The following is a 24,784-nucleotide window of genomic DNA, read 5'->3' as shown; positions in this document are numbered from 1 at the left end:
TCAGCCAGTCTTCTCTTTTGTTCTCCTTTGATGACACCGGTATTGAAACGTCTATCAAACAGATGAAATACAATGAAAAGACAATAAATACAACAGCTTAATAAAAAAATAAAAACTTCAAAATTAGTTTTATCATCACCAAAATCGATAACATGACCCGGTCAATTACAACTCAGGTCAATACTATGTCTACCATTTGGGAATTAGATATGGGTTATCTAGAGTCACTTGGCAAGGAGCTACGCGGATACATTAAGGATGATGAAGTGACGGTATTACCCCAGCTTAGAACGCAATATCTTGCCGAGCTAAATGCAGTTATTGAAAAGATGGTTTCGTCTTCAGCGAAAACAGATCAAATGGAGGCATTGGTAAAGGTTTGCCAGCATATTGCGACAACGGTGAACACTTCTCGCTATCACCGACTTAGCCAATGTATTGAGCGTATTCACTCACTCGTCAACAAGTTGCGTCACCAGCAGAATGCGGACTCGCAACCTCTTAACGCGGATGCATTGTTTTTACTCGCGCAAAACCATGGCATTGCGATCTCAAGACACGACCTCAACGACGGTAAAGCAAGTTCGGTTTCCTTCGCTTATCAGCAAGGTTATCTGTCCATTTCAGAAGCGTTTGATGCATTGAGTGCACTGTTTAAACATCAACGCCATTCACAACTGGCCAGCACGCTAAACAGCCCTGCTTATCTATCTCAATGCGCTTAGCCAGATTACGTTCTAACAATAAGATTTAATTATGAAATTTTTATCATTACCCTTTTGTTTAGCTCCACTTTTTTTATCGTCTTTAGCTAATGCAAGCCAACCATACTCTGATACATTAACCGGTGATTGGGGGGGAGATCGTAGTCACATTAAAGACAACGGACTCTCGCTCGATGCTGAATACACCAACGTTTACCAATCGGCGGTTTCTGGCTCACCATCAAATTCAAATGAGTTCACACACCGTTTTGACCTGTTTGCAGCACTTGATACCGAAAATGCTGGCCTATGGAATAACGGCACCTTTCGCACCCAGTTGATCTATCTAAACGGAGATGCGAACGACTTTGGCTTCTCCAGTTTGTCAGTACCGAATTCAGCCCATTACGCAGACAGCAGTAGCCCTTTCTTCTCATCCTTGTATTACACACACAAGTTTGATGACAACACCAACCTACTTTTTGGCAAGATCGACGCGTTTGAGCTACTACGAAATGCGCCATTCTACGGTGGTGCAACTCGTCATGGCTTCATGAACATTGCTTTTTCTGCTCCACCAAGTGGCGTGACTCCCCCATCATTTATTGGCGGCATCCTGAACCACACCATCGGCGATACACGAATCACGGCGATGATTTATGATCCAAGAGATCGATATGCTGACAACTTAGGATTCAATGATTGGTTTGATGATGGCGTGAACTTCTCATTAGGTGCAACTCACTCATTCAAACTGTTCGATAGAAGTTCTACGTTTGGTATGTCTGGTACATATAGCACTGAAGAAGGAGTGGATTACTCTTCTTTGGGTGAGACCGCAAAATATAAGTACAACATTCGAGCTCAAGCAACACACAATATCTACGAGAACAATGACGATACCATCGCAGTCTATCTAAGAGCAGCAGCGGCAGACGGTAATCCAAATATCATAGATGGAACGTTTGTTGGCGGCCTTGGAGGTAACGCTTTCTTCTTCGACAGACCTCAAGATCAATGGGGCGCGGGCTACTATTACTACAACTTGTCTAATGCGTTACAAAACAGCATTAGCGATTTGCCACTAGGAGCAGAATTAAAAGACGAGCAAGGTTTTGAGATCTACTACGCGTTCCAAGCAACGCCATGGTTAACCTTTACCGCGGATGCACAATACGTCACACCCGCAGTTAGCACTCAAAGCAAAGTCGCGTTGTTTGGCCTAAGAACGAATATCGTTTTCTAACGCTACGTCTTAAGCTAAGACGCTCTAAATAAAAAGAGCCTGATCATCAATGATCAGGCTCTTTTTTTGATTGTCACATTGAAGCGAAATTCATCGATTAAGGCGTGCCAACCTCAGATAAAGACACCAACTGTTTAGTATATTCATGCTGCGGATTACCAAACAAAGTCTCAGTGTCGCCCTTCTCTATTACCTCGCCTGCTTTCATCACAATGGTGTAATGACACAAGGATTTCACGACATTCAGATCGTGACTGATAAACAAATAGGTCAGGCCATACTTTTCTTGAAGTGACTTCAGCAAATCCAGTACTTGAGCTTGAACGGTTCTGTCCAATGACGATGTTGGCTCATCAAGCAAGATAAACTCTGGCTTTAAAATCAAAGCACGAGCAATCGCAATACGCTGCCTTTGACCGCCAGAAAACTCATTTGGGTAACGGTGGCGAGTTTCAGGATCGAGGTCAACCTCTTTCATTACGTCACAGATGCGTTGGTCGAGTTCGTGCTCATCCAATTGTTGATGCACTAACAAACCTTCGCCAATCACCTGAGCGACCGACATTCGAGGGTTCAACGCAGAAAACGGGTCTTGGAAGACCACTTGCATGCGGCTTCTAAACGGAAGCATCTGTTTTCGGTCTAAACCTTGAAGCTGTTCACTCGAGTAGGTAATTGATCCTTCACTATCCACCAGCTTGAGTATCGCCATACCGGTCGTCGATTTACCAGAACCACTTTCGCCAACTAAACCGATTGAGTGCCCTTTCTTCAAAGTGAACTCCATGTCGGTCACAGCTTTAACATGAGAAATGGTTCGCTTGAATAAACCACCCGTGATCGGGAACCAAACACGAAGTTGATTTACATCGAGTAGCGGTTTGCTGTCGGGTGATACAGGAACGGGCAAGCCTTTCGGGTCAGAGTTGATAAGTTTCTGAGTGTAAGGGTGAGCTGGCGCATTAAAGAGTGTTTTGCAGTCATTGCTTTCAACCAAGCGCCCATCTTTCATTACCGCTACTCTGTCGGCAATTTTACGAACGATACTCAAGTCATGAGTAATGAAAAGCATCGCCATACCGAGTTCTTGTTGCAGGTCTTTTAACAGGTCGAGGATCTGCGCTTGTACCGACACATCCAAAGCCGTAGTGGGCTCATCAGCAATAAGTAACTCTGGTTCATTGATGAGTGCCATTGCGATCATCACACGCTGACGTTCACCACCTGATAGCTCGTGCGGGTACGCTGAGATCTTTTGCTCTGGGTAGCGAATACCCACCTTTGAAAGCCACTCTATCGCCAAGGCTTGCGCTTTGTTGGTTCGCATACCTCGGTGAATCGCGAGGGTTTCAACAAGCTGTTTTCCGACTCTATGAAGTGGGTTCAACGATACCATGGGCTCTTGAAAGATCATGCCGATGCGACCGCCACGAATCCCGCGCAGTTGTCTTTCAGAACAACTCAGAATATCGGAGCCAGAGAAGTTAATCTTACCGTTCAAGTAATGTGAGGAGCCTTTAGGCAGCAGTTTTAACACTGAATTAGCGGTAACCGATTTGCCTGAACCACTCTCTCCTACCAGTGCGAGTGTCTCACCTTTGAATATCTCCAACGAGACATCATGAGTCACTTGTTCTATCGAATCTTTTCGCCCGAAACCAACCGACAATTTGTCTATAGTCAAAACTGGAGAAGCAGGCATTGTATTTGAAGTCATAACCTATCCTTACTTCTGTTGATGTGGGTCGAAAGCATCACGCACCGCTTCACCAACGAAGACCAGTAACGTAAGCATCAGTGAAAGCACAACGAAGGCAGAGATGCCAAGCCAAGGCGCTTGTAAGTTAGCCTTACCTTGCGCCAACAGCTCACCCAATGAAGGTGAACCCGCAGGAAGACCAAAACCTAAGAAATCTAACGACGTTAATGTGGTGACCGAGCCTGAAAGGATAAACGGCATCATGGTTAACGAAGCCACCATCGCGTTGGGCAGCATGTGACGAAGCATAATGCGTTTGTCATCAACGCCCATGGCTTGGGCGGCACGAACGTAATCAAAATTACGACAGCGTAAGAATTCGGCTCGAACGATACCAACTAAACTCATCCAACTGAACAACACCATAATCCCGAGCAACCACCAGAAATTCGGCTCGATAAAACTCGATAGAATGATCAACAAGAACAGGGTCGGCATCCCTGACCAAACTTCAATGAAGCGCTGACCAAACAGATCCACCCAACCACCGTAGTAACCTTGTGTTGCCCCAACAACCACACCAATCACGCTCGATACAATCGTCAGAATAAAGCCAAAGAGCACAGAGATACGGAACCCATAAATGATGCGAGCTAATACATCTCGCCCTTTATCATCGGTTCCTAGCCAGTTCACTGAATCAGGCTCCGAAGGCACCGCGCCTGAAATATCAAAGTTTATCGTGTCGTAGCTAAACGGAATGATTGGCCACACGATGTATCCGCTGTCTTCAATAAGTTCGATAACATACGGGTCTTTGTAGTCGGCTTCGGTTTCAAACTCGCCGCCAAATTCGGTCTCGGCGTACTCATTAATGACAGGCACAAACCACTGATTATCATAAGAAACTAAAAGTGGCTTATCGTTGGCAATGATCTCAGCGAACAGGCTCAATCCAAACAGAATGGTAAATATCCAAAGGGAGATAAAACCACGCTTGTTTGCTTTAAAACGTAACCAACGAGCTTCAGCTAAAGGGTTGTTAAACATTTATTATCAATACCTTTTTATTCATTCGCCATTAACGCGCTTCAAAATCAATTCGAGGATCAACCCAGGTATACGTCAGGTCGGAGATAATGCTCAGCACCAAGCCAAGCAAGGTCATGATATAGAGAGAACTGAACACCACTGGGTAATCTCGCTGAATGGTCGACTCAAAGCCAAGCAGACCGATGCCTTCGAGTGAAAACATCACTTCAATCAACATAGAACCCGTGAAGAAAATACTAATAAATGCACTCGGGAAACCGGCAATAATGATCAACATCGCGTTACGGAAAACGTGCTTGTAGAGAATACTGCTCTCGTCCAAACCTTTCGCTCGCGCCGTCACCACATATTGCTTATTGATTTCATCAAGGAAGGAGTTTTTGGTCAGCATGCTCAGTGTTGCAAAGCCACCGATAACCATCGCAAAAATAGGCAACGCTAAGTGCCAGAAGTAGTCGCCAATTTGCTGATACCAGTTGAGCTGGTCGAAGTTACTCGACACGAGTCCACGTAATGGGAACCAGCTGAAGTAGTTACCGCTTGCGAACAAAATAATCAGGATAATCGCAAACAAGAAGCCCGGAACGGCATAGCCGACAATCACGACCGCGCTCGACCAAATATCAAAGCGAGAACCGTGATGTATCGCCTTCATGATGCCTAAGGGTATCGAAATCACATAAATGATTAACGTACTCCATAGCCCTAGGGAAATGGATACAGGTAAACGCTCGATGATTAAATCAATCACGTTACCGCCTTTAAACAGGCTCTCACCAAAATTAAAGGTCGCGTAGTTTTTCAACATATCAAAGTAGCGAACGTGAATCGGTTTATCAAAACCAAACTGCTTTTTGATCTCTTCAACCACTTCCGGATCAAGTCCGCGAGAGCCTTTGTAACCACTGGCAGACGCTTGGTCACTTTCGCTTAAATCAACTTCTTGTCCACCACCAGAAAAGCGCTCCATGATACCGGAGTTGTGCCCTTCTAACTGAGCCACGGCTTGCTCTACCGGACCACCTGGCGCAATCTGAATAATGAAAAAGTTGATAGTGATGATCGCCCACAGCGTGGGGATCACCAACAGTAAACGCCGAAATATATACGCGGCCATGCTAACTAACTCCTAGCGACGTTTTTCAGGAAGCAAAGCCGCCTTCTCTTCTGAAATCCACCATGTATCGATACCTAAATCGTATTTAGGTAATACATCTGGACGCTCAAACTTGTCCCACATTGCAACGCGATATTCACCAACGTGCCATTGAGGGATGTTGTAGAAATTCCACTGCAATACACGGTCAAGTGAACGACCTAGTGTAAGAAGCTTTTCAGGATGTTGTTGGTTACGCGCAATTTCTTCTGTTAACGCGTCAACCACCGGATCCATTACACCTGCAGTATTGTAAGTAGAATCAATGTAGTTAGAGTTCCAAACAATCATTAAGTTCGGGCTAGGATAAGGGTTTGCGGAAAATGAAGACGACACCATATCGAAATCGCGATCACGCAAGCGCTTAATGTACTGAGTGGTATCGATAGTACGAATCCTCATTTCGATACCCATGCGTTTCAGGTTCTTTTGAACAGGTGTTGCGATACGTTCTGTGGTTGGGCTGTAAATCAGCAACTCAAACGACATCGGCTTGCCGGTCTTTTCGTTGGTCATCACTTTGTCTTTCAATACCCAACCCGCTTCTTTCAGCAGTTTGAAAGCGGTACGCATTTGGCTACGAATACGGCCGCTGCCATCGGTGACTGAAGGTTGGAATTCTTCGGTAAACACTCGCGCTGGAATCTGACCTTTGTACTGAGACAGCAATTCAACTTCAGCTGCACTTGGTAAGCCTTTCGCTTCATAGTCGGTGTTCTGGAAATAACTACGAGTCCGTTTGTACTGACCATAAAACATGTTCTTGTTCATCCACTCAAAGTCCATCGCGTACGTTAACGCTTCACGAACTTTAGGATCAGAGAACACAGGAGATTGAATATTGAAGACAAAACCTTGAGTCGTCTCTGGCTTCTCATGGTTGATCTCTTCTTTAATGATGTAGCCTTTGTCGAAGTTTGCGCCCGTGTATGAATTGGCCCAGAACTTAGCCGAGTTCTCAGTTCGAAGATCGAACTCCCCTGCTTTGAAGGCTTCCAGCATTACGGTGTCATCGCGATAGTAATCGTACTGCACTTGCTTGAAGTTATTGCGACCAACGTTGACTGGTAGGTCTGCTGCCCAGTAATTTTCATCTAGGCCGTAGGTCACACTTTGACCTGATTTGTAGCTGATGATCTTATAGGGACCACTACCGACTGGTGGCTCACTTAAAGGTTCAGACAGCTTTCTGTCTTTCCAGAAATGTTTCGGCAATACACGAGTGCTTTGCGCAAAGCTGAACAGCTTCTCGCGGTTTGGCTTGTTCATCTCAATACGAACAACCGAATCAGAAACAGCCGTTACTGATTCAATTTCTTTGTAATACACGCGATACTGAGGCACACCTTCTTTTGAAAACTTGTCAAAAGTGAAGGCAACATCGTGCGCGGTAATAGGCTCGCCATCTTGGAATTTAGCATTTGGGTTGATGTCGATTTCCATCCAAGTGAAATCACTGGCGTAGCGAACCTTTGAGGCGATCAATGGATAATACGCATCAATCTCGTCGCTCGGAGAAAACATCAAGGTATCGTAAATCTCTCCGGTATAACTTGCAGCAACGCCGCGGGAACCGAATCGATTAAAGCTATCGTACGTACCTATGCTGCCATAAGTCACTTTGCCTACTTTTGGCGCATCAGGGTTAACGTAATCGAAGTGAGTGAAATCGGCTGGATATCTTGCTTCACCAAAACCAACCAATTGTGTGGTTTCAATAACGGTGACAGTAGGAGTTGATTCGGTATCAGAAGCGTGTGTAACGGAGGGATATAGAGCAATAAGCGGCAGCATGACTGCACATGACTTCAAATTAGACCTGAAAAACTGAGTGCGCTGCGAGGCTTTGCTTCGGAAATCTGTTCCCATTTGACTCTCCCTTCAAATGTTATGAATTCTATATTCAAGTTGATTAATCGGCTTTGAATGCATGCCGTTAAAACAAGTATAGGTTCAAATCTAACATCATGTAATAACTAATAAAACCATCAGCACTTCATCTCTGACGGTTTATTTACAATTAACTCGTCACCGCTCGAAGTTATTGGATGCAGTTGGCGCTGATTGCTTTGATTCCTTTAATTAGCTTGGTGGCGCTGGAAAGAACGGGGGAAGGAGATTGCTCTAGCGAGAATGACATAAGCCTCCACGGTTTAGATTCCCTTTGATTCGCTTTGAAAGTGAAATTTAGGTTCTAAATAATCAACAAACTATACTTTACTGGAGTATCCTTGCTGCTTAGGTCTAAATGGAATGACACTTTGAACAAACCAAACCACATAACATTCGCAACGTTCAACCTTTTGAACTACCTCGAGCCACCGAATGCTTATTATGATTTTGAGAACATCTACAGCTTCGAAGAATGGCAGAAGAAGCAACATTGGATGGCTGAAGCGATTCGTTCATTAGATTGTGATGTGATTGGCTTTCAAGAGATATTTAGCCCGCAGTCTTTAGAGCAATTGATGAATGAGCTAGGTTATCCATACTTTGCAGTGGTCGATAGCGCAGACGTTGAAGATGATTACCTATACACCTCCCCTGTCGTTGGTATCGCATCCCGCTACCCAATTGAAAATGTACAGCCTGTTACGCCAGATTCGAAGTTACTGACAGCGTTCAACCTTGGAGACAATTTCTCATTCAACAGAACGCCTGTTCATGCCACGATTACGTTCCCCCATTTAGGTTCAACCGACTGTTATGTTGTGCACTTCAAATCACAACGTCCGACAGAACCCAAAGCAGAATCTATCGATGTGGATAACGCTCAGCAAGGTGAAAAATCACAAAGTGACACGCTCACTCGCTTCCACCAAGAGCAACTTGGCTCTTGGTTATCTAGCGTGCAGCGCGGCCTTGAAGCTCAGATGCTGCATCAATACATCACCAATCATCGTTACCAAACCGATCAGCCTGTTGTGTTAATGGGTGACTTTAATAAGCCTCTATTCAACGACCAGTTTAAAGGGCTATTAAGTTATTCAATAAACAGAGACGAAAACAGCAAGCATTGGCTTTCCCACTTCCGGTTAAAAGACAGCTGGGATATTTATCATCAATTGCATGAACAAGACTTACTTGAACAACGCAAACCAACCCACTATTACGGTGCCTCTGGTTCTGTTCTGGATTACATTTTAATGTCGAACGAATTTGACTGTCAGAACTCATCAAGCATGATGGAAATCTCTTGCTACACAGTGCTCGACCATCACCTCATCAATCCCAGCTTTGAACACGACCAATTCAGTACTGACCATGCCATCGTTGCTGTCACCGCTCATATCCGTGAAGCCTAGCTATTCGATTACATCTTCAATCGAGAATTACCTGAGTTGAACATGAAAAAAACCGCAGTCAAAAACTGCGGCCTTCCACTTTAGCCAAACGGGTTGAGCCAACCGACGCCCCATTTAGAAATCGATTTTCCGTTTAGCAAAGTATGAACTTAGAAGTTATATGTTGCACCAAGGTAGAAAGAAGCCAATACAATATCTTTCTCTACCTTTCTTTGTTTCCAAGAGCTGCCTTCGTCAACTTCTACTGTAAATGCATCGGCTTCATAACCAAGTCTCAGACTTAATTCACAAAGTGGCGTGTATTCAACGCCAAAACCAACACGTACACCTGCACCAGAATCATCGAACTCAGAACTTGAAGGACGTGAACCGTCTGAATGCTTCATATCGAGGTCGATTGAAGATAAGCCAATTGTACCAAATGGGCGAACGCCGTTATCAAACGTATAACCAAGATTTGCAGTAATCGAGAAGACTTGAGGAGTCCATGTAAAACCACCGCTACTTAATGGGTATTTAGCAACCACATCACCATAATCCGTGTACTGAAGCTCAAGTGAGACAATACGGTTACACTTATAACCAGCAATGATTCGGTAAGCATTGTCTTCTGCTTCAAACGTCACTGGCTCTTTAATTGATGAAAATAGTCCACCATCATCCACGCCAGAAGTACCAATGGCACCACCTAGATACAAACCACTGTCCGCTGCCATTACATTGTTTACTGCAAATACTGACATCATTGCGATGCTTAGAATTAATTTATTGTTCATTACTGCTTGACCTTACTTAGTGCAAATCAAGATTATTACGCCTTCCTGTGCTGCACAATCTTGTTAGAGTTACCCGACACCCCGTCGAATTCGCGAGCATGATAGGCTCACAGAAAACAAAAAAATAAATAAAAATGTAATCATTTTACAACCCCAGCCAACAGAATTAGTTAAAACACCATAAGACACTGAATAAAAAAGAAATAAAAAACAACCCACATTAACTCTAACAATCCATCCCCTTTCAAATCATCCGGTTTTTAGGTTTTTCCACCTCGCACTTACGCAAGCTTACTTTCAAGAGTGGCGTGATTTTGCATAATCCACACGCTTTAGTAGCTTGCGACTTAACTCAATCTCAACCATTCAGAATAAGACGAATAGAAACACGATGAACCACACAATAGAGCTCAACGGCTTAATCATTGATACTGACTCTCGAACGATTACTAATGAACAGGGGAATAAAATCACTTTACGCCCTCACCTACTTTCGGTGCTCTGTTTACTGGCAGAAAATTTAGGGGATCCCGTTTCTAGGGAAGATATTATTGATATGTGCTGGGAAGGGGAACTCACCTCTCCTCACATACTTGCTAACGTCATCTATAATCTGCGTAATGTTTTTACGCGCTTAAGAACACCAGACATTCAGATAACCACAATCACCAAGTTTGGCTACATTTTGTCGGTTGACCCCACTTAATTAAATTTAAGCGACACTACATTGTGTCAAAACTGTATGAGCAACACGCCGTAGCGCACTCTTTATATCTCCATTGTGAACGTATTTATGCAATCAATGGCGTTGATTAAGATCACTAAAAAACGCCCCATCGAAACGTTTCGATGATCGTTATCACACTCTAGGAAAGTGAAGAGTGCAAATGATAAATCAGACACTATTATCACTATCGAAACGTTTCGATGGTTTTTCTTGAGTTGTTCTCAACCCATTAAACGTTATTTTTCGATAGGTCGTGATATGAAAAAAAGTACTCTAATTAATTCTGAACTCTCTTACTTAGTGGCGACTCTTGGCCACACAGATGAAATCACGATTTGTGACGCGGGCTTGCCGATTCCAGATCACGTAACTCGTATTGATCTTGCCTTAACTCATGGTGTTCCGAGTTTTCAGCAAACAGTAAAAACCATGCTGGATGAATCTCAGATTGAAGGCGTTGTGATTGCAGAAGAGTTTGCGAAAGTAAGCCCAGACCATCACGCTGCACTGATTGATTTAGTTAAGACAGAAGAAGCGCGTTGCGGCAAATCGCTTTCGATTACTTACATCACTCATGAAGAATTCAAAGAGCGAACGCATGACAGCCGCGCGGTTATTCGCACTGGCGAATGCACGCCATACGCAAATGTTATTTTCCAAGCTGGCGTAACCTTTTAACTCAAGCTCAGCGTTTGAACCTAAGCGCAACGACAGCTCAGTGTCATCACTGAACCAAAACAATCAAATACAACTGGCCCCGAGTAAAGGAACCGACATGACTCAAGCCATTTTAGAACTTAGCTCAATTGAGAAAGCCTTCCCAGGTGTTAAAGCACTAGATAAGGCGAGCCTCAACGTTTACCCAGGGCGCGTAATGGCGTTAATGGGGGAAAACGGTGCAGGTAAATCAACGTTGATGAAAGTGCTTACCGGCATTTACCACTTGGACGGCGGCACTATCGCATACCAAGGTAAACCCGCAGCATTTAAAGGACCACGTGATTCACAACAAGCCGGCATTAGCATCATTCACCAAGAGTTGAACCTAATTCCTGAGCTAACCATCGCCGAGAACATCTTCTTAGGTCGTGAAATCACAGGCACCATGGGACGTATCTTGTGGAACGAAATGTACCAAGAAGCGGACAAGCTACTTAAACGCCTTAACGTAAAACACAGTTCAAAAACTCCTTTAGGTCAGCTAAGCCTTGGTGAGCAGCAAATGGTAGAGATAGCGAAAGCCCTATCGTTTGAATCTAAGGTCATCATCATGGATGAGCCAACGGATGCACTAACCGATACCGAAACTGAGTCTCTATTTAAAGTAATTAACGAACTACGTGATGAAGGCTGTGGCATTGTTTACATCTCTCACCGTTTGAAAGAGATCTTTGAGATTTGTGATGACATCACCGTGCTTCGTGACGGTAAGTTCATTGGACAATGTGAAGTAAAAGACACCGACGAAGATGGCCTAATCGAGATGATGGTTGGCCGTAAACTGGACGAGCAATATCCACGTATCGGACAGAGCCACGGTGAAACCTGCCTTGAAGTGATTGGCCTGACTGGTTCTGGTGTTCATGACGTGAGCTTTACTCTAAAGCGCGGCGAGATTCTTGGTGTATCTGGCCTAATGGGTGCAGGTCGTACCGAACTGATGAAAGTGATTTACGGTGCCCTTCCAAGTGAACGCGGCGTCATCAACCTAGAAAACAAAACCATCAACCCGGTAAGCCCGAAAGATGGCTTGGCGAATGGCATTGCTTACATCTCTGAAGACCGTAAAGGCGATGGCTTAGTTCTAGGGCTTTCAGTGAAAGAGAATATGTCTTTATGTTCACTTGACCTACTGACAAAGAGCGGTCAAATCCAACATAAAGACGAAGTGATCGCCGTGGATGACTTCATCAAGCTCTTCAACATCAAAACCCCGACTCGCGAGCAAATCATTGGCAACCTTTCTGGTGGTAACCAACAGAAAGTGGCTATCGCTAAAGGCTTGATGACAAAACCAAAAGTATTGATTCTCGATGAGCCAACGCGTGGTGTCGATGTCGGTGCTAAGAAAGAGATTTACCAACTCATTAATAAATTTAAAGCCGACGGCATGAGCATTATTTTGGTCTCATCTGAAATGCCAGAAGTGTTAGGAATGAGTGACCGCATCATGGTGATGCATGAAGGCCGTGTAAGCGGTGAATTTGATGCTAAAGAAGCAAACCAAGAATTATTACTGGCGTGTGCGGTCGGTAAAAAGATCAACGAGGACGCAGCATGAGTACTAAAACCATGAGCAAAACAACTGAAACTGAAGCGCCAAAGAAAAAACCATTAATCAGCAAAGAGTGGCTGATTGATCAAAAGTCATTGATTGCTTTGATCTTCCTGATTGTTGTCGTTTCTTTCCTAAACCCAAACTTTTTTACTGTCGACAACATTCTGAATATCCTGCGTCAAACCTCAGTTAACGCGATTATCGCAGTCGGTATGACACTGGTTATTTTAACCGCGGGTATCGACTTGAGTGTCGGCTCTGTACTTGCGCTTTGTGGTGCATTCGCAGCCAGCATGATTGGCATGGAAATCCCTGTGATGATCGCAGTGCCAACCGCTCTAGTAGCTGGTGCAGCATTAGGTGCTATTAGTGGTGTGATTATCGCTAAGGGTAAAGTCCAAGCCTTCATCGCAACGCTTGTAACCATGACACTACTTCGCGGCGTAACCATGGTTTACACCGACGGTCGCCCTATCTCAACAGGCTTCACAGACACAGCAGACGCATTCGCTTGGTTCGGTACAGGCTACGCAATGGGCATCCCAGTTCCAGTATGGATCATGGTCGTGGTGTTCGCAGCAGTATGGTACCTATTAAACCACACACGCTTTGGTCGTTACGTTTACGCACTGGGTGGCAACGAATCAGCAACTCGCCTATCAGGCATCGACGTAGACAAAGTGAAAATCGGCGTTTACGCAATCTGTGGCCTGCTAGCTGCAGTGGCTGGCATCATCGTGGCCTCTCGCTTGTCATCTGCTCAACCTACCGCAGGTATGGGTTATGAGCTAGACGCCATCGCAGCCGTGGTTCTTGGCGGCACAAGCTTAGCGGGCGGTCGTGGTCGCATCATGGGTACATTGATTGGTGCACTGATAATCGGCTTCCTAAACAACGCCCTAAACCTATTAGACGTATCTTCTTACTACCAGATGATTGCAAAAGCAGTGGTTATTCTTCTGGCAGTATTGGTCGATAACAAAAACAAATAAGACTCTAGTTTGAGTCAATGCAACACCCTGCTTTATCTATAGAAAACCCATAGAAAAAGCACCTTTAATAAAAAGATCTATCAGTAACAAACCTATAAACATTAAATCTATAAATAATGTAACAACGAGCTAGGGTTATCCAACCTAGCTCACCCTACATAAAGGACTTACACCATGAAAAAATTAGCGACTCTTATTTCTGCTGCCCTTCTTTCTACAACAGTATCTGTGTCTGCACAGGCGCAAGATACAATGGCAATCGTTCTGTCTACACTGAATAACCCATTCTTTGTAACCATGAAAGATGGCGCAGAAGCGAAAGCAGAAGAGCTAGGCTACAAGCTTATCGTTCTTGATTCTCAAAACGATCCAAGCAAAGAGCTTTCGAACATTGAAGATCTAACCATTCGTGGTGTTAAGGCAATCCTGATTAACCCTACAGATTCAGATGCAGTGTCTAACGCAATTCGCATTGCTAACCGTTCAAACATTCCAGTACTGACACTAGACCGTGGTGCAAGCCGTGGTGACGTAGTGAGCCACATTGCTTCTGATAACGTAATTGGCGGTGAAATGGCGGGTCACTACATCATGGAAAAAGTGGGCGAGAAAGCGAAAGTAATTCAACTTGAAGGTATCGCGGGTACATCTGCTGCTCGTGAACGTGGCGAAGGCTTCATGAACGCAGTAAACGGCAGCGACCTTGAGCTTCTTGCAAGCCAACCTGCTGATTTCGACCGTACTAAAGGTCTGAACGTAATGGAAAACTTGCTTGCTGCTAACCCAGATGTACAAGCGGTATTCGCTCAAAACGATGAAATGGCACTAGGTGCTCTTCGCGCCGTTCAAGCTTCAGGTAAAGAAGTGATGATCGTTGGCTTTGATGGCACTGAAGACGGTATCGCTGCTGTTAACCGCGGCCTACTAGGCGCAACGGTTGCACAACAGCCTGACCTAATCGGTTCTTTAGGTATTGAAATAGCAGACAAAGTACTGAAAGGCGAGACAGTAGACGAGTACGTACCAGTAGCTCTAAAAATCATCGCTAAGTAAGCTTGTTTGTTACTAAGTAATTCAGTTTAACGCTGAGATCTAATTAAGCAGGGAGTCCCCTATCTCCCTGCTCATTAGCTCACTAACTTGCGACTCAAGAAAAAACAAAAAAACCGACAGTGCATCGCTGTTTCTCATAAGCCGTCTAACAAGGCGAGCAATTTACGTAATGAGAAAGACCCATGCATTTTCAAATACGATATATCATAAGGCTCGTATCATGACTCAACTGATTGTTTTAGGTAGCGTTAACGCTGACCACGTACTGCAAGTTCCTTCTTTCCCTCGTCCGGGTGAAACCTTGATTGGCGGTAACTATCAGGTCATCCCTGGCGGCAAAGGCGCAAACCAAGCAGTAGCTGCTGCGCGACTAAACGCAGATATCGGCTTTATCGCCTGTGTCGGTGACGACCCATTCGGCATCAATATTCGTCAAGATTTTGCTAAAGATGGCATCAACATCGACGGTGTGATCGTTGCAGACAACACGCCGACAGGCATCGCGATGATCCAAGTATCCGCAACGGGTGAAAACAGCATTTGTCTTTCTGCTGAAGCCAACAACAAGCTGACTTGCGACCAAATTGAACCGCATCTAGAGAAGATTCGTGGCGCTAAATACCTTCTAACTCAACTTGAAACGCCAATTAAAGGCATTGAATACGCAGCAAAAGTAGCAAAAGAGAATGGCACTCAAGTTATTCTAAACCCGGCTCCTGCTCGTCCATTATCGGATTCATTACTTGCTTGTGTTGATGTGATCACACCCAACGAAACTGAAGCTGAAGTACTAACAGGCATTACCGTGACTGACAGCGCATCCGCTCATCAGGCAGCTTTGGCTTTGCACGCGAAAGGCATCGAGACTGTGATGATCACACTTGGCGCGAAAGGCGTTTGGGTAAGTAAAAACGACAAGGGCGAGCTTATTGCTGGGTTCCGCGTTGAAGCAACAGACACAACTGCTGCTGGCGATACCTTCAACGGCGCATTGGTGACAGGCTTACTTGAAGACATGCCACTTGAGCGTGCGATTAAGTTTGCTCACGCTGCGGCAGCCATTTCAGTGACTCGCTTTGGTGCACAAACCTCAATTCCAAGCCGTTCTGAAACCGATGCGTTTCTATCAGAGCAATTATCTGCTTAGCTTGCTACCTATTTGAAGGTTTAAACTCTTGAGCTAAACCGTAGTTAACGGATGTTAGCCTTCAAATTCGGTAACAACAAATAACAAGCATAAGCCCCTGTATTCAGGCAGAATATCGCGCAACGTGGCAAGTTACTCCCACAAGGATTTTTTATGGCAACAATGAAAGACGTCGCTCGGCTAGCAAAGGTTTCAACTTCAACCGTCAGCCATGTGATCAACAAGTCACGTTTTGTCAGTGAAGAGATAGCTGAGCGTGTTAACAGTGCGGCTAAAGAACTCAACTACGCACCCTCTGCATTGGCTCGTAGCTTGAAAATGAAGCAGACCAAAACCTTAGGTATGCTAGTAACTACCTCTACTAACCCATTCTTTGGTGAAGTAGTAAAAGGTGTTGAGCGTCGTTGCTACGAGAAAGGTTACAACCTTATCTTGTGTAACACCGAAGGCGACAGCGAGCGCATGAAATCATCTATCGATACCTTGCTGCAGAAGCGTGTCGATGGCCTAATGCTAATGTGCTCAACCCTTGAAGGCGAGCACATTGATGTATTTGAACGCTACCCAGAATTACCTATTGTTGTAATGGATTGGGGCCCAATGTTGTTCGCGAGTGATAAGATCCAAGATAACTCGCATCAAGGCGGCTACATGGCAACCAAGCACTTGATCGATAACGGTCACGCTCAAATTGGTTGTATCACTGGCCCACTGCACCGCAATCAAGCATCTTCTCGTTATCAAGGCTTCAAGCAAGCGATGGAAGAAGCGAAGCTCGAGATCAACCCTAAATGGATTGTTGAATCAAACTTCGAATGCGATGGCGGTTTTGACTCATACCAAACCTTAAAAGCGCGTGGCGAAATGCCATCGGCACTGTTTGTTAGCAATGACATGATGGCAATGGGTGTGATTCACGCTGCGGCTCAAGATGGCACATCGATTCCAAACGATCTTTCGATCATTGGCTACGATGACATCCATTTATCTAAGTACATGACCCCTGCTTTAAGCACTATCCACCAGCCAAAGCACCGTTTAGGTAAAGCGGCCGTAGACACTCTATTGAACCGACTCAAAACACCAGATGCGTATTCGCAGGTTGTTGAGTTAGAGCCAACGTTAGTTGAACGAAGCAGCGTCAAAGCGATTTAGAGCTTAGCCCTCCACATACTAAATCACAAAGGGCAAGGTTATCTAACCTTGCCCTTTTCGATTCTATTGCGTTTTACTTGTCGACTTCAGCAGCTTGGGTTCTGGTAAAACTGCTGGCGTGCTGTCCATATAGGTCAAGAAATTCGCCCATACCTCATGTGTACGCTGCTTGGTTAACCTTATCTTGCAAGAAAGCGCCATAACCCCTCGAATGGTACCATCACGCCATTGGGTATACACCGAGTCACAATGTGCCGTCATGTAAGCTTGCCAACTGTCTTGAGCCACCTTGATTGAACTGACCAACTCCGCATCATAAGCATTGTGCTCAAAGCTGGCTTCAAGGTACTGTTCAAGCTCCAATTGTGCGGATTCTAGTTCAATTGCAGCACAGTGATTAATATCCAATGTAGTCATTGCATTCTCACAATCAACAACGTTTTCACCTGCCAGTGCAGAGAATGAAAAGCACACAGATATGAGTGCTGATATAAGTCTTTTCATACACATCCTTAATCCTGTCACCACCAAAATGAATAGCAATATTATCGATTAGTTTAAAAACGGACCAGTATTCAGCCATTCAACTGAGACCCAATAACAAAAATTCATCACGTCATCATCAAACAAAAGGTACGGCTAACATCCTGATTTCTATTGTGCGACCATGCGTTACGCTATTTATATCGATAACTCAGACTTTTGTTCACACTATTTATGCATAAGCTTGCGTTATTATCGTTAAATTTATAAATTAAGTTGCATGCACACACCAATCGGTCACGCTTCTCTTAATATGGATATCAAGTACCAGCATTTTGCCAAAACTTCGTTCTTCTTTGCCATTTCTTTCTTTTTTTTCATGGCATTGCTCATTCCTTTGACACCTTCTCATTACCAAACGTTAACCGAAGACACATCAAGGTTAGTAGAAACGAGGTTAGAAGGGGTTCAATCAAGGTTCGACCGTTTTTTATCTGAAATTACCCCAGATCAGCCTTGCGACACGATTGTTAGACAACTTCGACAAAACGTTTTTGAAGCTGATTGGGTGAAAGAAGCCGCGGTGTTCGACAAAGAGAACCGATTTTACTGTTCAACCACCGATGGTGAAGTTTCATTTCGCCTATACAACACCATCAGGCAGCGACTCAATGAAGCCCCAAATTTAACCACCTTATCGTATTCAAACTCAGCGATTACTAAGGTGCAATCCATCATGCTGATATTCTCGACTAAGGAAGGCTCGGGAGTGAGCCTGATGATTCCTCCGCACTTCATCTTTGAGCTTGTAGAAGCTAATTTGAGTAGCCATGGCATTAACTCTAAAGTTGAGGTGATCAAAAGAGACATTCACCCTACCGACCTCGGCTCATACAACGCGACGGTACGGATACAGTCAGACATCTACCCATTCACCGTCACCTCATATATTGGTTATCAGTATTATATTAACTTCATGCTGAGTCACTTATGGTTTGGCTTTCTCATGGCCGGAATTACGACCATTATTCGCCTTTCCCTCAAGCATAAAAAACAGAGCCAACGTAGCTTAGAATATTCGCTATCCAGTGCTCTGAAAAATAAACACCTACATGTTCACATGCAACCTATCGTTAATCAAAGCACCAATAAAATCGTAGGCTGTGAGTCATTATTGAGATGGAACGATCCAATTGAAGGTAACGTATCCCCTGCTATCTTCATTCCATTGGCTGAAAGTTTAGGCTTGATTGAGAAGCTGACCTATTTCGTGCTGCATGAAGTGTTAACGACATTGAAAAGTAATCAAGAGGTGTTTGCATCAAAGTACATCAGCGTCAACATCAGCCGAAACGTTGTATCCAACAGTAACTTCACTAATAAAGTGATTAGCATCTTTAAAAGACACCCTGAGATTCTCAAGCAAGTGGTTTTCGAGGTGACAGAGGATGGTGAGTGTTCGGATGCCGATATGGTCAAAATTAAGGACAACTTGCAAAAGCTATCTGATCTTGGTGTAAGAATTGCCATAGATGACTTTGGTACTGGCTACGCAGGATTAGATTTTGTAAGGCAATTTCCGTTCAGTATTCTCAAGATTGATCGCGTGTTCGTGAAAAACATATCCGACGAATCCAGTTTTGGTATCCCACTATTAGAATCCATGCTTCAGCTATCACGCACCTTAGGCATGCAAGTCATAGTTGAAGGCGTTGAGTACGAGTCGCAACTGAAGATCTTGTCGAAACTAGGCGTCGACTTCATTCAAGGCTTCTACTTCTATAAACCTATGCCAATAAGTCTCGCCATTAGCTTGATCAAACAGCAGGATTTTGAATCAGATAACGTTGAGGAACAATGTACCTCAACGCTGAAGTGTGATTTGGTATAGATTGGTATAAAGCACAAACCCAACACCGACATGAAGTCTGTGTTGGGAACAACTTTTAGTTTCCTTAACCCTACTTAGCTCTCATGTCCAAAATAGGCATATTTTCACCACCCAACATTGTTGCTGGTAGCTTTCCGTCCCAGTTTTGAGCTTCGGTCAGTTTAATGATTAATGGGTTATCTCCTAGAGCTTTGGCCTTTGCATTAATCGCTTCTGCTTCAGCAAAACCTTTTAATTTAATCGCCTTTGCTTCAGCTATAGCGATAAGCTCAATACCATCAGCTTCGGCTTTTGCCGTATTTACGGCTCTTTGAGCTTCTAAGTTTTGCCTAGCCAGTTTATGTTTCTCGGCAGCTGCTAAGTTTTTCTCAGTCTGCTTCGTTTCGATTGAAGTAAGGTATTTTTTGGGTAGGGCTATATTTTCAATCTGTATATTATCTACGCTTACTGGAAACGCGGCCATTTCTTCAATTAAATTGGATTCAATTGCCTGAATAGCACTTGCTCTATCTTGAATCAGTTGCTCTGCATCATACTTGGGAATCACATCCTTAGTTGCTGACCTAAACCTAGGGTCAAGAATGCGAGCTTCAAACTGTGGAAGACCGCCATACTGTCTAAAGAGATCTAACGCTGCAGATTTGTCTACCGTCCAGTTAACGGATACGACGACCGTGACTGGCATCTGCTCTTTTGTGCTTGAGGCCATTTTCTCTTCATTCTTGCGTGTCCGAACTTCAATCTCTTCAACGCTGTCGATAAACGGAACTTTAAAATGTAAACCTGGGCTTACCTGTGTTTTCGCTTCACTAAAGCGCTTAACAATACCAATGTGCCCCTCATTAACAGTATAAACTGAACTAAAGAGAACAAAAGCAACGGCAATTCCGGCACCTACCTTCTTAATAGGTAAGTTAAGTTTCTTCATTTCTACAGCTTGTTTCATGCTTTTTACCAACCAACTTATTATATGTGTAAATAATCAATATCAATCCTAACGCCCGTAAGAAAGTGAGCCCCACAGAGCTAGCCAAGTACACGGTACTCTTACTGTAACCACCGAGCGTAACGCATCATATTAATCCTTATTTTTTATTACTTGCCTGTTTTATATTCCATCACGAGCCTTACTATTCCATCGAGTTCCTCGCGTTCGTTTGACGAATATAACCCAGACTCTACAACACCAACGTCATCGTTATTGAAAACACCGACACGTAACTCATACTTTTTGGTTAAAAGATATCCAACGATACCAATTATGGAAAACACACCAATACCAGCAAGTGGACGAAAAAGGAAAATAGGTAAACTAAACACAACCGCAATAAAAAACGACCTTGTGATTTTACTTTTAATGTCATGCTCTTTAACGTAGATATTTTCTAACGTATTAAGCTTAAGAGGCTTTGGGCTCTTCCTTGTTACAATCGAATCAGACTCAAGCCAAATATTCTTTTTGCCACTTTCCATTGTTCCTCCTCCATAAAGCCAACCAACTTAAAATACGATAAACCTATCTTTAACAACACCTTACCAATCAATACTTGCAAGGTAAATGATTAATGCGATTAATTCCCATTATCACATCCGGTATCGGTTCATAATTTGATGGTGACTTTAACCCAGCCGAAAGGCATCGCAAATAAAGAGAATGGCATTTTCGGAATCAGAGGAGATGTGACGACGAAAGAAACAGGAAAATGGCTAAATGATTAATAAGATTGTTATCGCTACCTTATTTGGGCCTCACTCGCCTTGAGAGAACCTCAAACGATGTGCCTTTCAAATGCAATCGTACAATTTACTTAATGAAGTGGCTTCGGACTTGTTCAACACTCAGGATTTAGTGTTGGCTGCGCAACACCTTAATCCTTATTCGTTAAGTTTTTAGTCCACCGCACTGATTTGAGCTTGTTTTACTCTTTCGAGGACTTTCTTTAACACAGCTAAGTTTTTACCGTTTTCACAACGTTCAATTTCAGACTCAAGGCTAGTTACTATTTCCACTTTCAACGCTTTCAAGTGCTCTACCTCCCCTCCAAGAAAGTCTGTAAATAACTGACCTTCAATTCTATCTAACCAACTATCAAGAAGATCATCATCATCTTCAAACACTGTAAGCAGCATGCTCGGTTTGTACTTGAGGATAGTTGCAAAAAATTCACTTAACTCTAACCAAACAGCACCATCTCGGTTAACCCATGCCTCTTTCAACATCGCTAAAGCATATAGAGACTTCTTCTTGTCCCCGCTTTTAAAGCTTTCGATAACTTTACTGCGATGAGACTCCAACCATTCATAACCTGTTGAAGAGTTTACTGAGTCTAAACGAATTATTAGCTCTCTAGAGAGCTGTAGGGTTCTTTGTGCATCTTCTTTTGTTACCGCATCCAAAGTGTGGACTGATTCATTGCGTTTTTTGCGAATTTCATGAAAAGTTTCAATATCTCTCTGACTTAAAAGTTTGTAAGTTTTTGAGAGGGAAATTAACTCTAGCATTGTCCCTTTTTCAATTTTGATTCCTTTAGACTCTAGTAGTCGTTTTAATAATGACTCAACAACTTTACTAGATTCAAGTACGGACATGTCATACATACCAATATTCATTAACTCTTGAGATTTAGCCATGATTTCAATATTTTCATTTCTCTCCATCTTCTTCTCACTTTCTGAGAATTTTGATTTCATTGACTTGCTAATGAACATGGCGAATATATTTGCAAAAATACCAGCTAAAACTGAGCTAACTACATTTATAGCGAATGGAGTAATTTTATCGATATGTTGCTCAGCAATGGCTGTGCTTTTAACCAAAAGCCAGAGGAAAAGGTATACAGGCGGAGTTGCTAAAGCTATCGCGTAACACGCATTACTTATAGTATCGAGAAAGCTAAAATGCTTAGCAGAAGCAAACTGCAATGAAATGAAATACACTGCCAAACCAAGAAATGCAGTTAGAAAAATATATGTATGCTCTATCGTTAAGGAAATGTCAAAAATAACAAACCCAACATCAGAATTACTGTCCACAAGTGGCTTAAAAGCAAAGACAGCAGCAAGTAAACCAATAGTAAAACCAACCTTTGTCTTAAAAAAGTCGTTCATAAAATCTTCTATATCTCCAAAAACTTAACGCTCGCCATAATACGCCACAACGCATTACGATAATGTTGATAAACCACCGAAAGCACCACAGCCAATTCAGACCTAGAATACCGAGCGTTGATGGTCGTATTGATGGCCTTGTTAAATGAATTTTTACAACCAATCTGAAAGCTTCGGTTTCTCAAGAATTAAAGGCTTGTCATCCATATGGCTCTCCACCTTCAAATCTAAATCGTCTTTGATAAACTGTGAAACCATATCAATTTCAGGGAACAGCTTTGCTTTTGATATACCAAGACTTGCAAGTTGTTTATTGATCTCTGGCTTGTCTTTTGCCTTTATTATGTATCGGTTACCATTTGGTTGTAGTATCCAGTCAGGCTCAATTTGAGCCGAGAATCTTTTCGTTTCATCAACACCAAACAGCAGAAATGCACCGTCTTGTCTGATTATGCGTTGGTTGTCTAGTTTAGGCTTCACACAAACGACACTTTGAATGTGTTTAGGGTTTACTCTTTCCCTAAAGTGAGGCTTTTCTTGGCGTATACAATGCATTAAAACATCAGCATGTTCATTATCCTCGGAATGGAAAGACTGGCTATCACCACTAAATTTGTTAGGTAACGAAAAGTTATTTTTTAACCAAGCTATATTTGAGACAACACTAACTGTATCGCTGTCAAAATACTTAATGTCTTTTTTTGGTATTTTGAAAAAGATAAGTTCACCATCTTTTTCGCTATCCAACTTAGATGAACAAGCAAAATACAATGCAACTAGTGGATTTTCAGTGATATCCAGTAAACGGGTTGGCAAGTCATAGTGTTGCATTTTAACTAACTTCTCGAAACTTGATTGCTTCCCGTCGAAGTCTTTAGGACAGCGAATAAGCAACTCCTGAATCATTTTGTGCTCATTATTTATCCATTCATCTTTTCTATAGATCGAAGGAGTTAGCCCATAGCTCTTGTTTCCATGACCACGATAGAATATTACATAATCAGGGTCATGAAGATCTTCAATAACTGAAAGTAGTGTTCGTAAACTACCTAACTTTGACTCACTCAATTTGTATGCTACCTCTACCAAATTCATTTAACGAATGACATGGATTCCCCCTCCCGAGGATCTGCCACACTTATGTGGTACTTAAATGCATCGGAGGCACCATGTCGGATTATTCTTATTTCTGCGGAATCGACCTAGCTAAAAACCACTTTAGTCCTCATGCCGTAGACCAAAATGGTAAGGTCATACTTCATAAATCAGCAACTCGCTCTAAACTACTGACTAAAATAGAAAATATGCCACTGATGCGTAGATCCACATGATGACACAATCTTATCTTGGCCTCGCTCGCCTTGAGAAAAGCCTCAAAGCGGTGTGCCCTTCAAGTTCAATCGTACAATTTACTTAATAAAGTGGCTTCGGGCTTGTTCAACACTTGGGATTTAGTTTTGGCTGCGCAACACCTTAATCCTTATTAGTTGGACGTAGATACACTAAGCGAACGAGTCTCTATGTGACAGAATCGAGCATTGCTTTCAGTTGACTCTTGCTCTTTTCATCTCCAAATGGAAATCGTTCGCAACTATATATATAGTAAAAGCAGTCAGTTACCTCTCCAGTATTCTTTCCTACTTCGTGCCAACCACTAATGGTTTCAATATTTCGTTCTTTTGCGCTATTTACTACTATCTCTCGATATTTTTTTATTTTGTCTTCTGAGCCATTAAAAGCAACAAAACCATGTTGGATTAAAAATGCTAATGCATCCTCCACCGGATCTGAATTATGATATGATCTCAAATTTATTCTCCTATAATTACCTAACCCCAAATGAAGGTGTGAACAACGCCTCCACCCAAACCTAAAGCATTGTGCCATAAACACTAAACTGGCTGAAATGAAAGCGCCAAGCGTTGTGAATCACTCTTAAATTTATTGTTGAACGAAGCCGCTGCGCGGCAGAGTAAAGCGAGTGCAAGCCATACTGATCTGCTCCAGTTAG

Annotated in this window: 22 protein-coding genes and 1 pseudogene; 12 read left to right on the top strand and 11 right to left on the bottom strand. The window is 43.1% G+C overall.

The genetic code is table 11. The annotated features are described in order from the left end of the window. Nucleotides 1-185: 185 nt before the first annotated feature. Entirely contained in the window at nt 186-725 is a 540-nt protein-coding gene (locus AB4589_RS18305) for a hypothetical protein (RefSeq protein WP_228012653.1), read from the top strand. 31 nt (nt 726-756) lie between these two features. Continuing rightward, entirely contained in the window at nt 757-1,950 is a 1,194-nt protein-coding gene (locus AB4589_RS18300) for a carbohydrate porin (protein ID WP_172379157.1), read from the top strand. 97 nt (nt 1,951-2,047) lie between these two features. Here the strand turns inward: AB4589_RS18300 and yejF are convergent, their stop codons facing one another. The 4 genes from yejF to AB4589_RS18280 are packed head-to-tail and all read right to left on the bottom strand — an operon-like array spanning nt 2,048 to nt 7,727. Beyond that, nucleotides 2,048-3,667 carry a microcin C ABC transporter ATP-binding protein YejF gene (gene yejF, locus AB4589_RS18295; RefSeq protein WP_372101394.1) on the bottom strand — a complete coding sequence of 540 codons (1,620 nt, stop codon included), beginning with the start codon at nt 3,665-3,667 and terminating at the stop codon, nt 2,048-2,050. Between the two features lie 9 nt (nt 3,668-3,676). After that, the gene (locus AB4589_RS18290) at nt 3,677-4,699 is read right to left on the bottom strand and encodes an ABC transporter permease (RefSeq protein WP_048608646.1); all 1,023 of its coding nucleotides are present in this window, start codon (nt 4,697-4,699) and stop codon (nt 3,677-3,679) included. A gap of 31 nt (nt 4,700-4,730) precedes the next feature. Continuing rightward, on the bottom strand, nt 4,731-5,819 hold the full coding sequence (locus AB4589_RS18285; RefSeq protein WP_004730359.1) for a microcin C ABC transporter permease YejB: 1,089 nt from the start codon (nt 5,817-5,819) through the stop codon (nt 4,731-4,733). Between the two features lie 12 nt (nt 5,820-5,831). Further along, nucleotides 5,832-7,727, bottom strand: a complete 1,896-nt coding sequence (locus AB4589_RS18280) for an extracellular solute-binding protein (RefSeq protein WP_372101392.1) — start codon at nt 7,725-7,727, stop codon at nt 5,832-5,834. Between the two features lie 392 nt (nt 7,728-8,119). Here AB4589_RS18280 and AB4589_RS18275 point away from each other — a divergent pair, with 392 nt between their 5' ends. After that, nucleotides 8,120-9,163, top strand: a complete 1,044-nt coding sequence (locus AB4589_RS18275) for an endonuclease/exonuclease/phosphatase family protein (protein ID WP_372101390.1) — start codon at nt 8,120-8,122, stop codon at nt 9,161-9,163. A 149-nt stretch (nt 9,164-9,312) separates the two neighbouring features. On the opposite strand, the gene AB4589_RS18270 is transcribed toward AB4589_RS18275, so the two are convergent. Beyond that, nucleotides 9,313-9,939 (bottom strand): porin family protein, encoded by a 627-nt coding sequence (locus AB4589_RS18270; RefSeq protein WP_372101388.1) that lies wholly within the window; start codon nt 9,937-9,939, stop codon nt 9,313-9,315. Nucleotides 9,940-10,330: 391 nt separating this feature from the next. Here AB4589_RS18270 and AB4589_RS18265 point away from each other — a divergent pair, with 391 nt between their 5' ends. From AB4589_RS18265 to AB4589_RS18235, 7 genes are all read left to right on the top strand, one after another. Beyond that, on the top strand, nt 10,331-10,645 hold the full coding sequence (locus tag AB4589_RS18265) for a winged helix-turn-helix domain-containing protein (RefSeq protein ID WP_017099336.1): 315 nt from the start codon (nt 10,331-10,333) through the stop codon (nt 10,643-10,645). Nucleotides 10,646-10,924: 279 nt separating this feature from the next. Continuing rightward, nucleotides 10,925-11,344 carry a D-ribose pyranase gene (gene rbsD, locus AB4589_RS18260; protein ID WP_009844907.1) on the top strand — a complete coding sequence of 140 codons (420 nt, stop codon included), beginning with the start codon at nt 10,925-10,927 and terminating at the stop codon, nt 11,342-11,344. Nucleotides 11,345-11,441: 97 nt separating this feature from the next. Continuing rightward, on the top strand, nt 11,442-12,947 hold the full coding sequence (rbsA, locus tag AB4589_RS18255) for a ribose ABC transporter ATP-binding protein RbsA (protein WP_009844906.1): 1,506 nt from the start codon (nt 11,442-11,444) through the stop codon (nt 12,945-12,947). After that, nucleotides 12,944-13,936, top strand: a complete 993-nt coding sequence (gene rbsC, locus AB4589_RS18250; RefSeq protein ID WP_009844905.1) for a ribose ABC transporter permease — start codon at nt 12,944-12,946, stop codon at nt 13,934-13,936. The genes rbsA and rbsC overlap by 4 nt, the downstream gene beginning before the upstream one ends. 174 nt (nt 13,937-14,110) lie before the next feature. Then, entirely contained in the window at nt 14,111-14,989 is an 879-nt protein-coding gene (rbsB, locus tag AB4589_RS18245) for a ribose ABC transporter substrate-binding protein RbsB (protein WP_012600805.1), read from the top strand. 220 nt (nt 14,990-15,209) lie between these two features. Continuing rightward, nucleotides 15,210-16,136 (top strand): ribokinase, encoded by a 927-nt coding sequence (rbsK, locus tag AB4589_RS18240; protein WP_135443776.1) that lies wholly within the window; start codon nt 15,210-15,212, stop codon nt 16,134-16,136. A gap of 153 nt (nt 16,137-16,289) precedes the next feature. Then, on the top strand, nt 16,290-17,291 hold the full coding sequence (locus AB4589_RS18235; RefSeq protein WP_372101386.1) for a substrate-binding domain-containing protein: 1,002 nt from the start codon (nt 16,290-16,292) through the stop codon (nt 17,289-17,291). A 63-nt stretch (nt 17,292-17,354) separates the two neighbouring features. Here the strand turns inward: AB4589_RS18235 and AB4589_RS18230 are convergent, their stop codons facing one another. Then, a complete protein-coding gene (locus AB4589_RS18230) occupies nt 17,355-17,795 on the bottom strand; it encodes a lysozyme inhibitor LprI family protein (RefSeq protein ID WP_372101384.1) in 441 nt (146 codons plus the stop codon). Nucleotides 17,796-18,087: 292 nt separating this feature from the next. Here AB4589_RS18230 and AB4589_RS18225 point away from each other — a divergent pair, with 292 nt between their 5' ends. Continuing rightward, nucleotides 18,088-19,665 carry a cyclic diguanylate phosphodiesterase gene (locus AB4589_RS18225; RefSeq protein ID WP_372101406.1) on the top strand — a complete coding sequence of 526 codons (1,578 nt, stop codon included), beginning with the start codon at nt 18,088-18,090 and terminating at the stop codon, nt 19,663-19,665. Between the two features lie 70 nt (nt 19,666-19,735). Here AB4589_RS18225 and AB4589_RS18220 read toward each other — a convergent pair whose 3' ends face one another. The 4 genes from AB4589_RS18220 to AB4589_RS18205 all read right to left on the bottom strand — a co-directional run bounded on the left by AB4589_RS18220 (nt 19,736) and on the right by AB4589_RS18205 (nt 23,841). Then, nucleotides 19,736-20,611, bottom strand: coding sequence for a prohibitin family protein (locus AB4589_RS18220; RefSeq protein WP_102257610.1), 876 nt, complete (start codon nt 20,609-20,611; stop codon nt 19,736-19,738). Nucleotides 20,612-20,760: 149 nt separating this feature from the next. Then, the gene (locus AB4589_RS18215) at nt 20,761-21,138 is read right to left on the bottom strand and encodes a hypothetical protein (RefSeq protein WP_372101382.1); all 378 of its coding nucleotides are present in this window, start codon (nt 21,136-21,138) and stop codon (nt 20,761-20,763) included. Between the two features lie 417 nt (nt 21,139-21,555). Continuing rightward, the gene (locus AB4589_RS18210; protein WP_372101380.1) at nt 21,556-22,773 is read right to left on the bottom strand and encodes a HEPN domain-containing protein; all 1,218 of its coding nucleotides are present in this window, start codon (nt 22,771-22,773) and stop codon (nt 21,556-21,558) included. A gap of 153 nt (nt 22,774-22,926) precedes the next feature. Then, a complete protein-coding gene (locus tag AB4589_RS18205; RefSeq protein WP_372101378.1) occupies nt 22,927-23,841 on the bottom strand; it encodes an FRG domain-containing protein in 915 nt (304 codons plus the stop codon). Nucleotides 23,842-23,942: 101 nt separating this feature from the next. On the opposite strand from AB4589_RS18205, the pseudogene AB4589_RS18200 reads away from it, so the two are divergent. After that, nucleotides 23,943-24,092: pseudogene (locus AB4589_RS18200) on the top strand (IS110 family transposase); the annotation flags it as partial. Nucleotides 24,093-24,291: 199 nt separating this feature from the next. Here the strand turns inward: AB4589_RS18200 and AB4589_RS18195 are convergent. Beyond that, on the bottom strand, nt 24,292-24,582 hold the full coding sequence (locus AB4589_RS18195) for a hypothetical protein (protein ID WP_122047095.1): 291 nt from the start codon (nt 24,580-24,582) through the stop codon (nt 24,292-24,294). Nucleotides 24,583-24,784 lie beyond the last annotated feature (202 nt).

The sequence above is a fragment of the Vibrio sp. 10N.222.49.A3 genome (genome assembly GCF_041475145.1).
In the GTDB taxonomy this organism is placed as follows: Bacteria; Pseudomonadota; Gammaproteobacteria; order Enterobacterales; family Vibrionaceae; genus Vibrio; species Vibrio tasmaniensis_A.
The sequence above is the reverse complement of the archived record's forward strand: the minus strand, read 5'-3'. Positions and strand labels throughout refer to the sequence as shown.

Coding starts and splice junctions, on each gene's coding strand:
- AB4589_RS18305 (WP_228012653.1), top strand. CDS start 186: ATGTCTACCATTTGGGAATTAGATATGGGTTATCTAGAGTCACTTGGC.
- AB4589_RS18300 (WP_172379157.1), top strand. CDS start 757: ATGAAATTTTTATCATTACCCTTTTGTTTAGCTCCACTTTTTTTATCG.
- yejF (WP_372101394.1), bottom strand. CDS start 3,667: ATGACTTCAAATACAATGCCTGCTTCTCCAGTTTTGACTATAGACAAA.
- AB4589_RS18290 (WP_048608646.1), bottom strand. CDS start 4,699: ATGTTTAACAACCCTTTAGCTGAAGCTCGTTGGTTACGTTTTAAAGCA.
- AB4589_RS18285 (WP_004730359.1), bottom strand. CDS start 5,819: ATGGCCGCGTATATATTTCGGCGTTTACTGTTGGTGATCCCCACGCTG.
- AB4589_RS18280 (WP_372101392.1), bottom strand. CDS start 7,727: ATGGGAACAGATTTCCGAAGCAAAGCCTCGCAGCGCACTCAGTTTTTC.
- AB4589_RS18270 (WP_372101388.1), bottom strand. CDS start 9,939: ATGAACAATAAATTAATTCTAAGCATCGCAATGATGTCAGTATTTGCA.
- AB4589_RS18265 (WP_017099336.1), top strand. CDS start 10,331: ATGAACCACACAATAGAGCTCAACGGCTTAATCATTGATACTGACTCT.
- rbsD (WP_009844907.1), top strand. CDS start 10,925: ATGAAAAAAAGTACTCTAATTAATTCTGAACTCTCTTACTTAGTGGCG.
- rbsA (WP_009844906.1), top strand. CDS start 11,442: ATGACTCAAGCCATTTTAGAACTTAGCTCAATTGAGAAAGCCTTCCCA.
- rbsC (WP_009844905.1), top strand. CDS start 12,944: ATGAGTACTAAAACCATGAGCAAAACAACTGAAACTGAAGCGCCAAAG.
- rbsB (WP_012600805.1), top strand. CDS start 14,111: ATGAAAAAATTAGCGACTCTTATTTCTGCTGCCCTTCTTTCTACAACA.
- rbsK (WP_135443776.1), top strand. CDS start 15,210: ATGACTCAACTGATTGTTTTAGGTAGCGTTAACGCTGACCACGTACTG.
- AB4589_RS18235 (WP_372101386.1), top strand. CDS start 16,290: ATGGCAACAATGAAAGACGTCGCTCGGCTAGCAAAGGTTTCAACTTCA.
- AB4589_RS18230 (WP_372101384.1), bottom strand. CDS start 17,795: ATGAAAAGACTTATATCAGCACTCATATCTGTGTGCTTTTCATTCTCT.
- AB4589_RS18225 (WP_372101406.1), top strand. CDS start 18,088: ATGGATATCAAGTACCAGCATTTTGCCAAAACTTCGTTCTTCTTTGCC.
- AB4589_RS18220 (WP_102257610.1), bottom strand. CDS start 20,611: ATGAAACAAGCTGTAGAAATGAAGAAACTTAACTTACCTATTAAGAAG.
- AB4589_RS18215 (WP_372101382.1), bottom strand. CDS start 21,138: ATGGAAAGTGGCAAAAAGAATATTTGGCTTGAGTCTGATTCGATTGTA.
- AB4589_RS18210 (WP_372101380.1), bottom strand. CDS start 22,773: ATGAACGACTTTTTTAAGACAAAGGTTGGTTTTACTATTGGTTTACTT.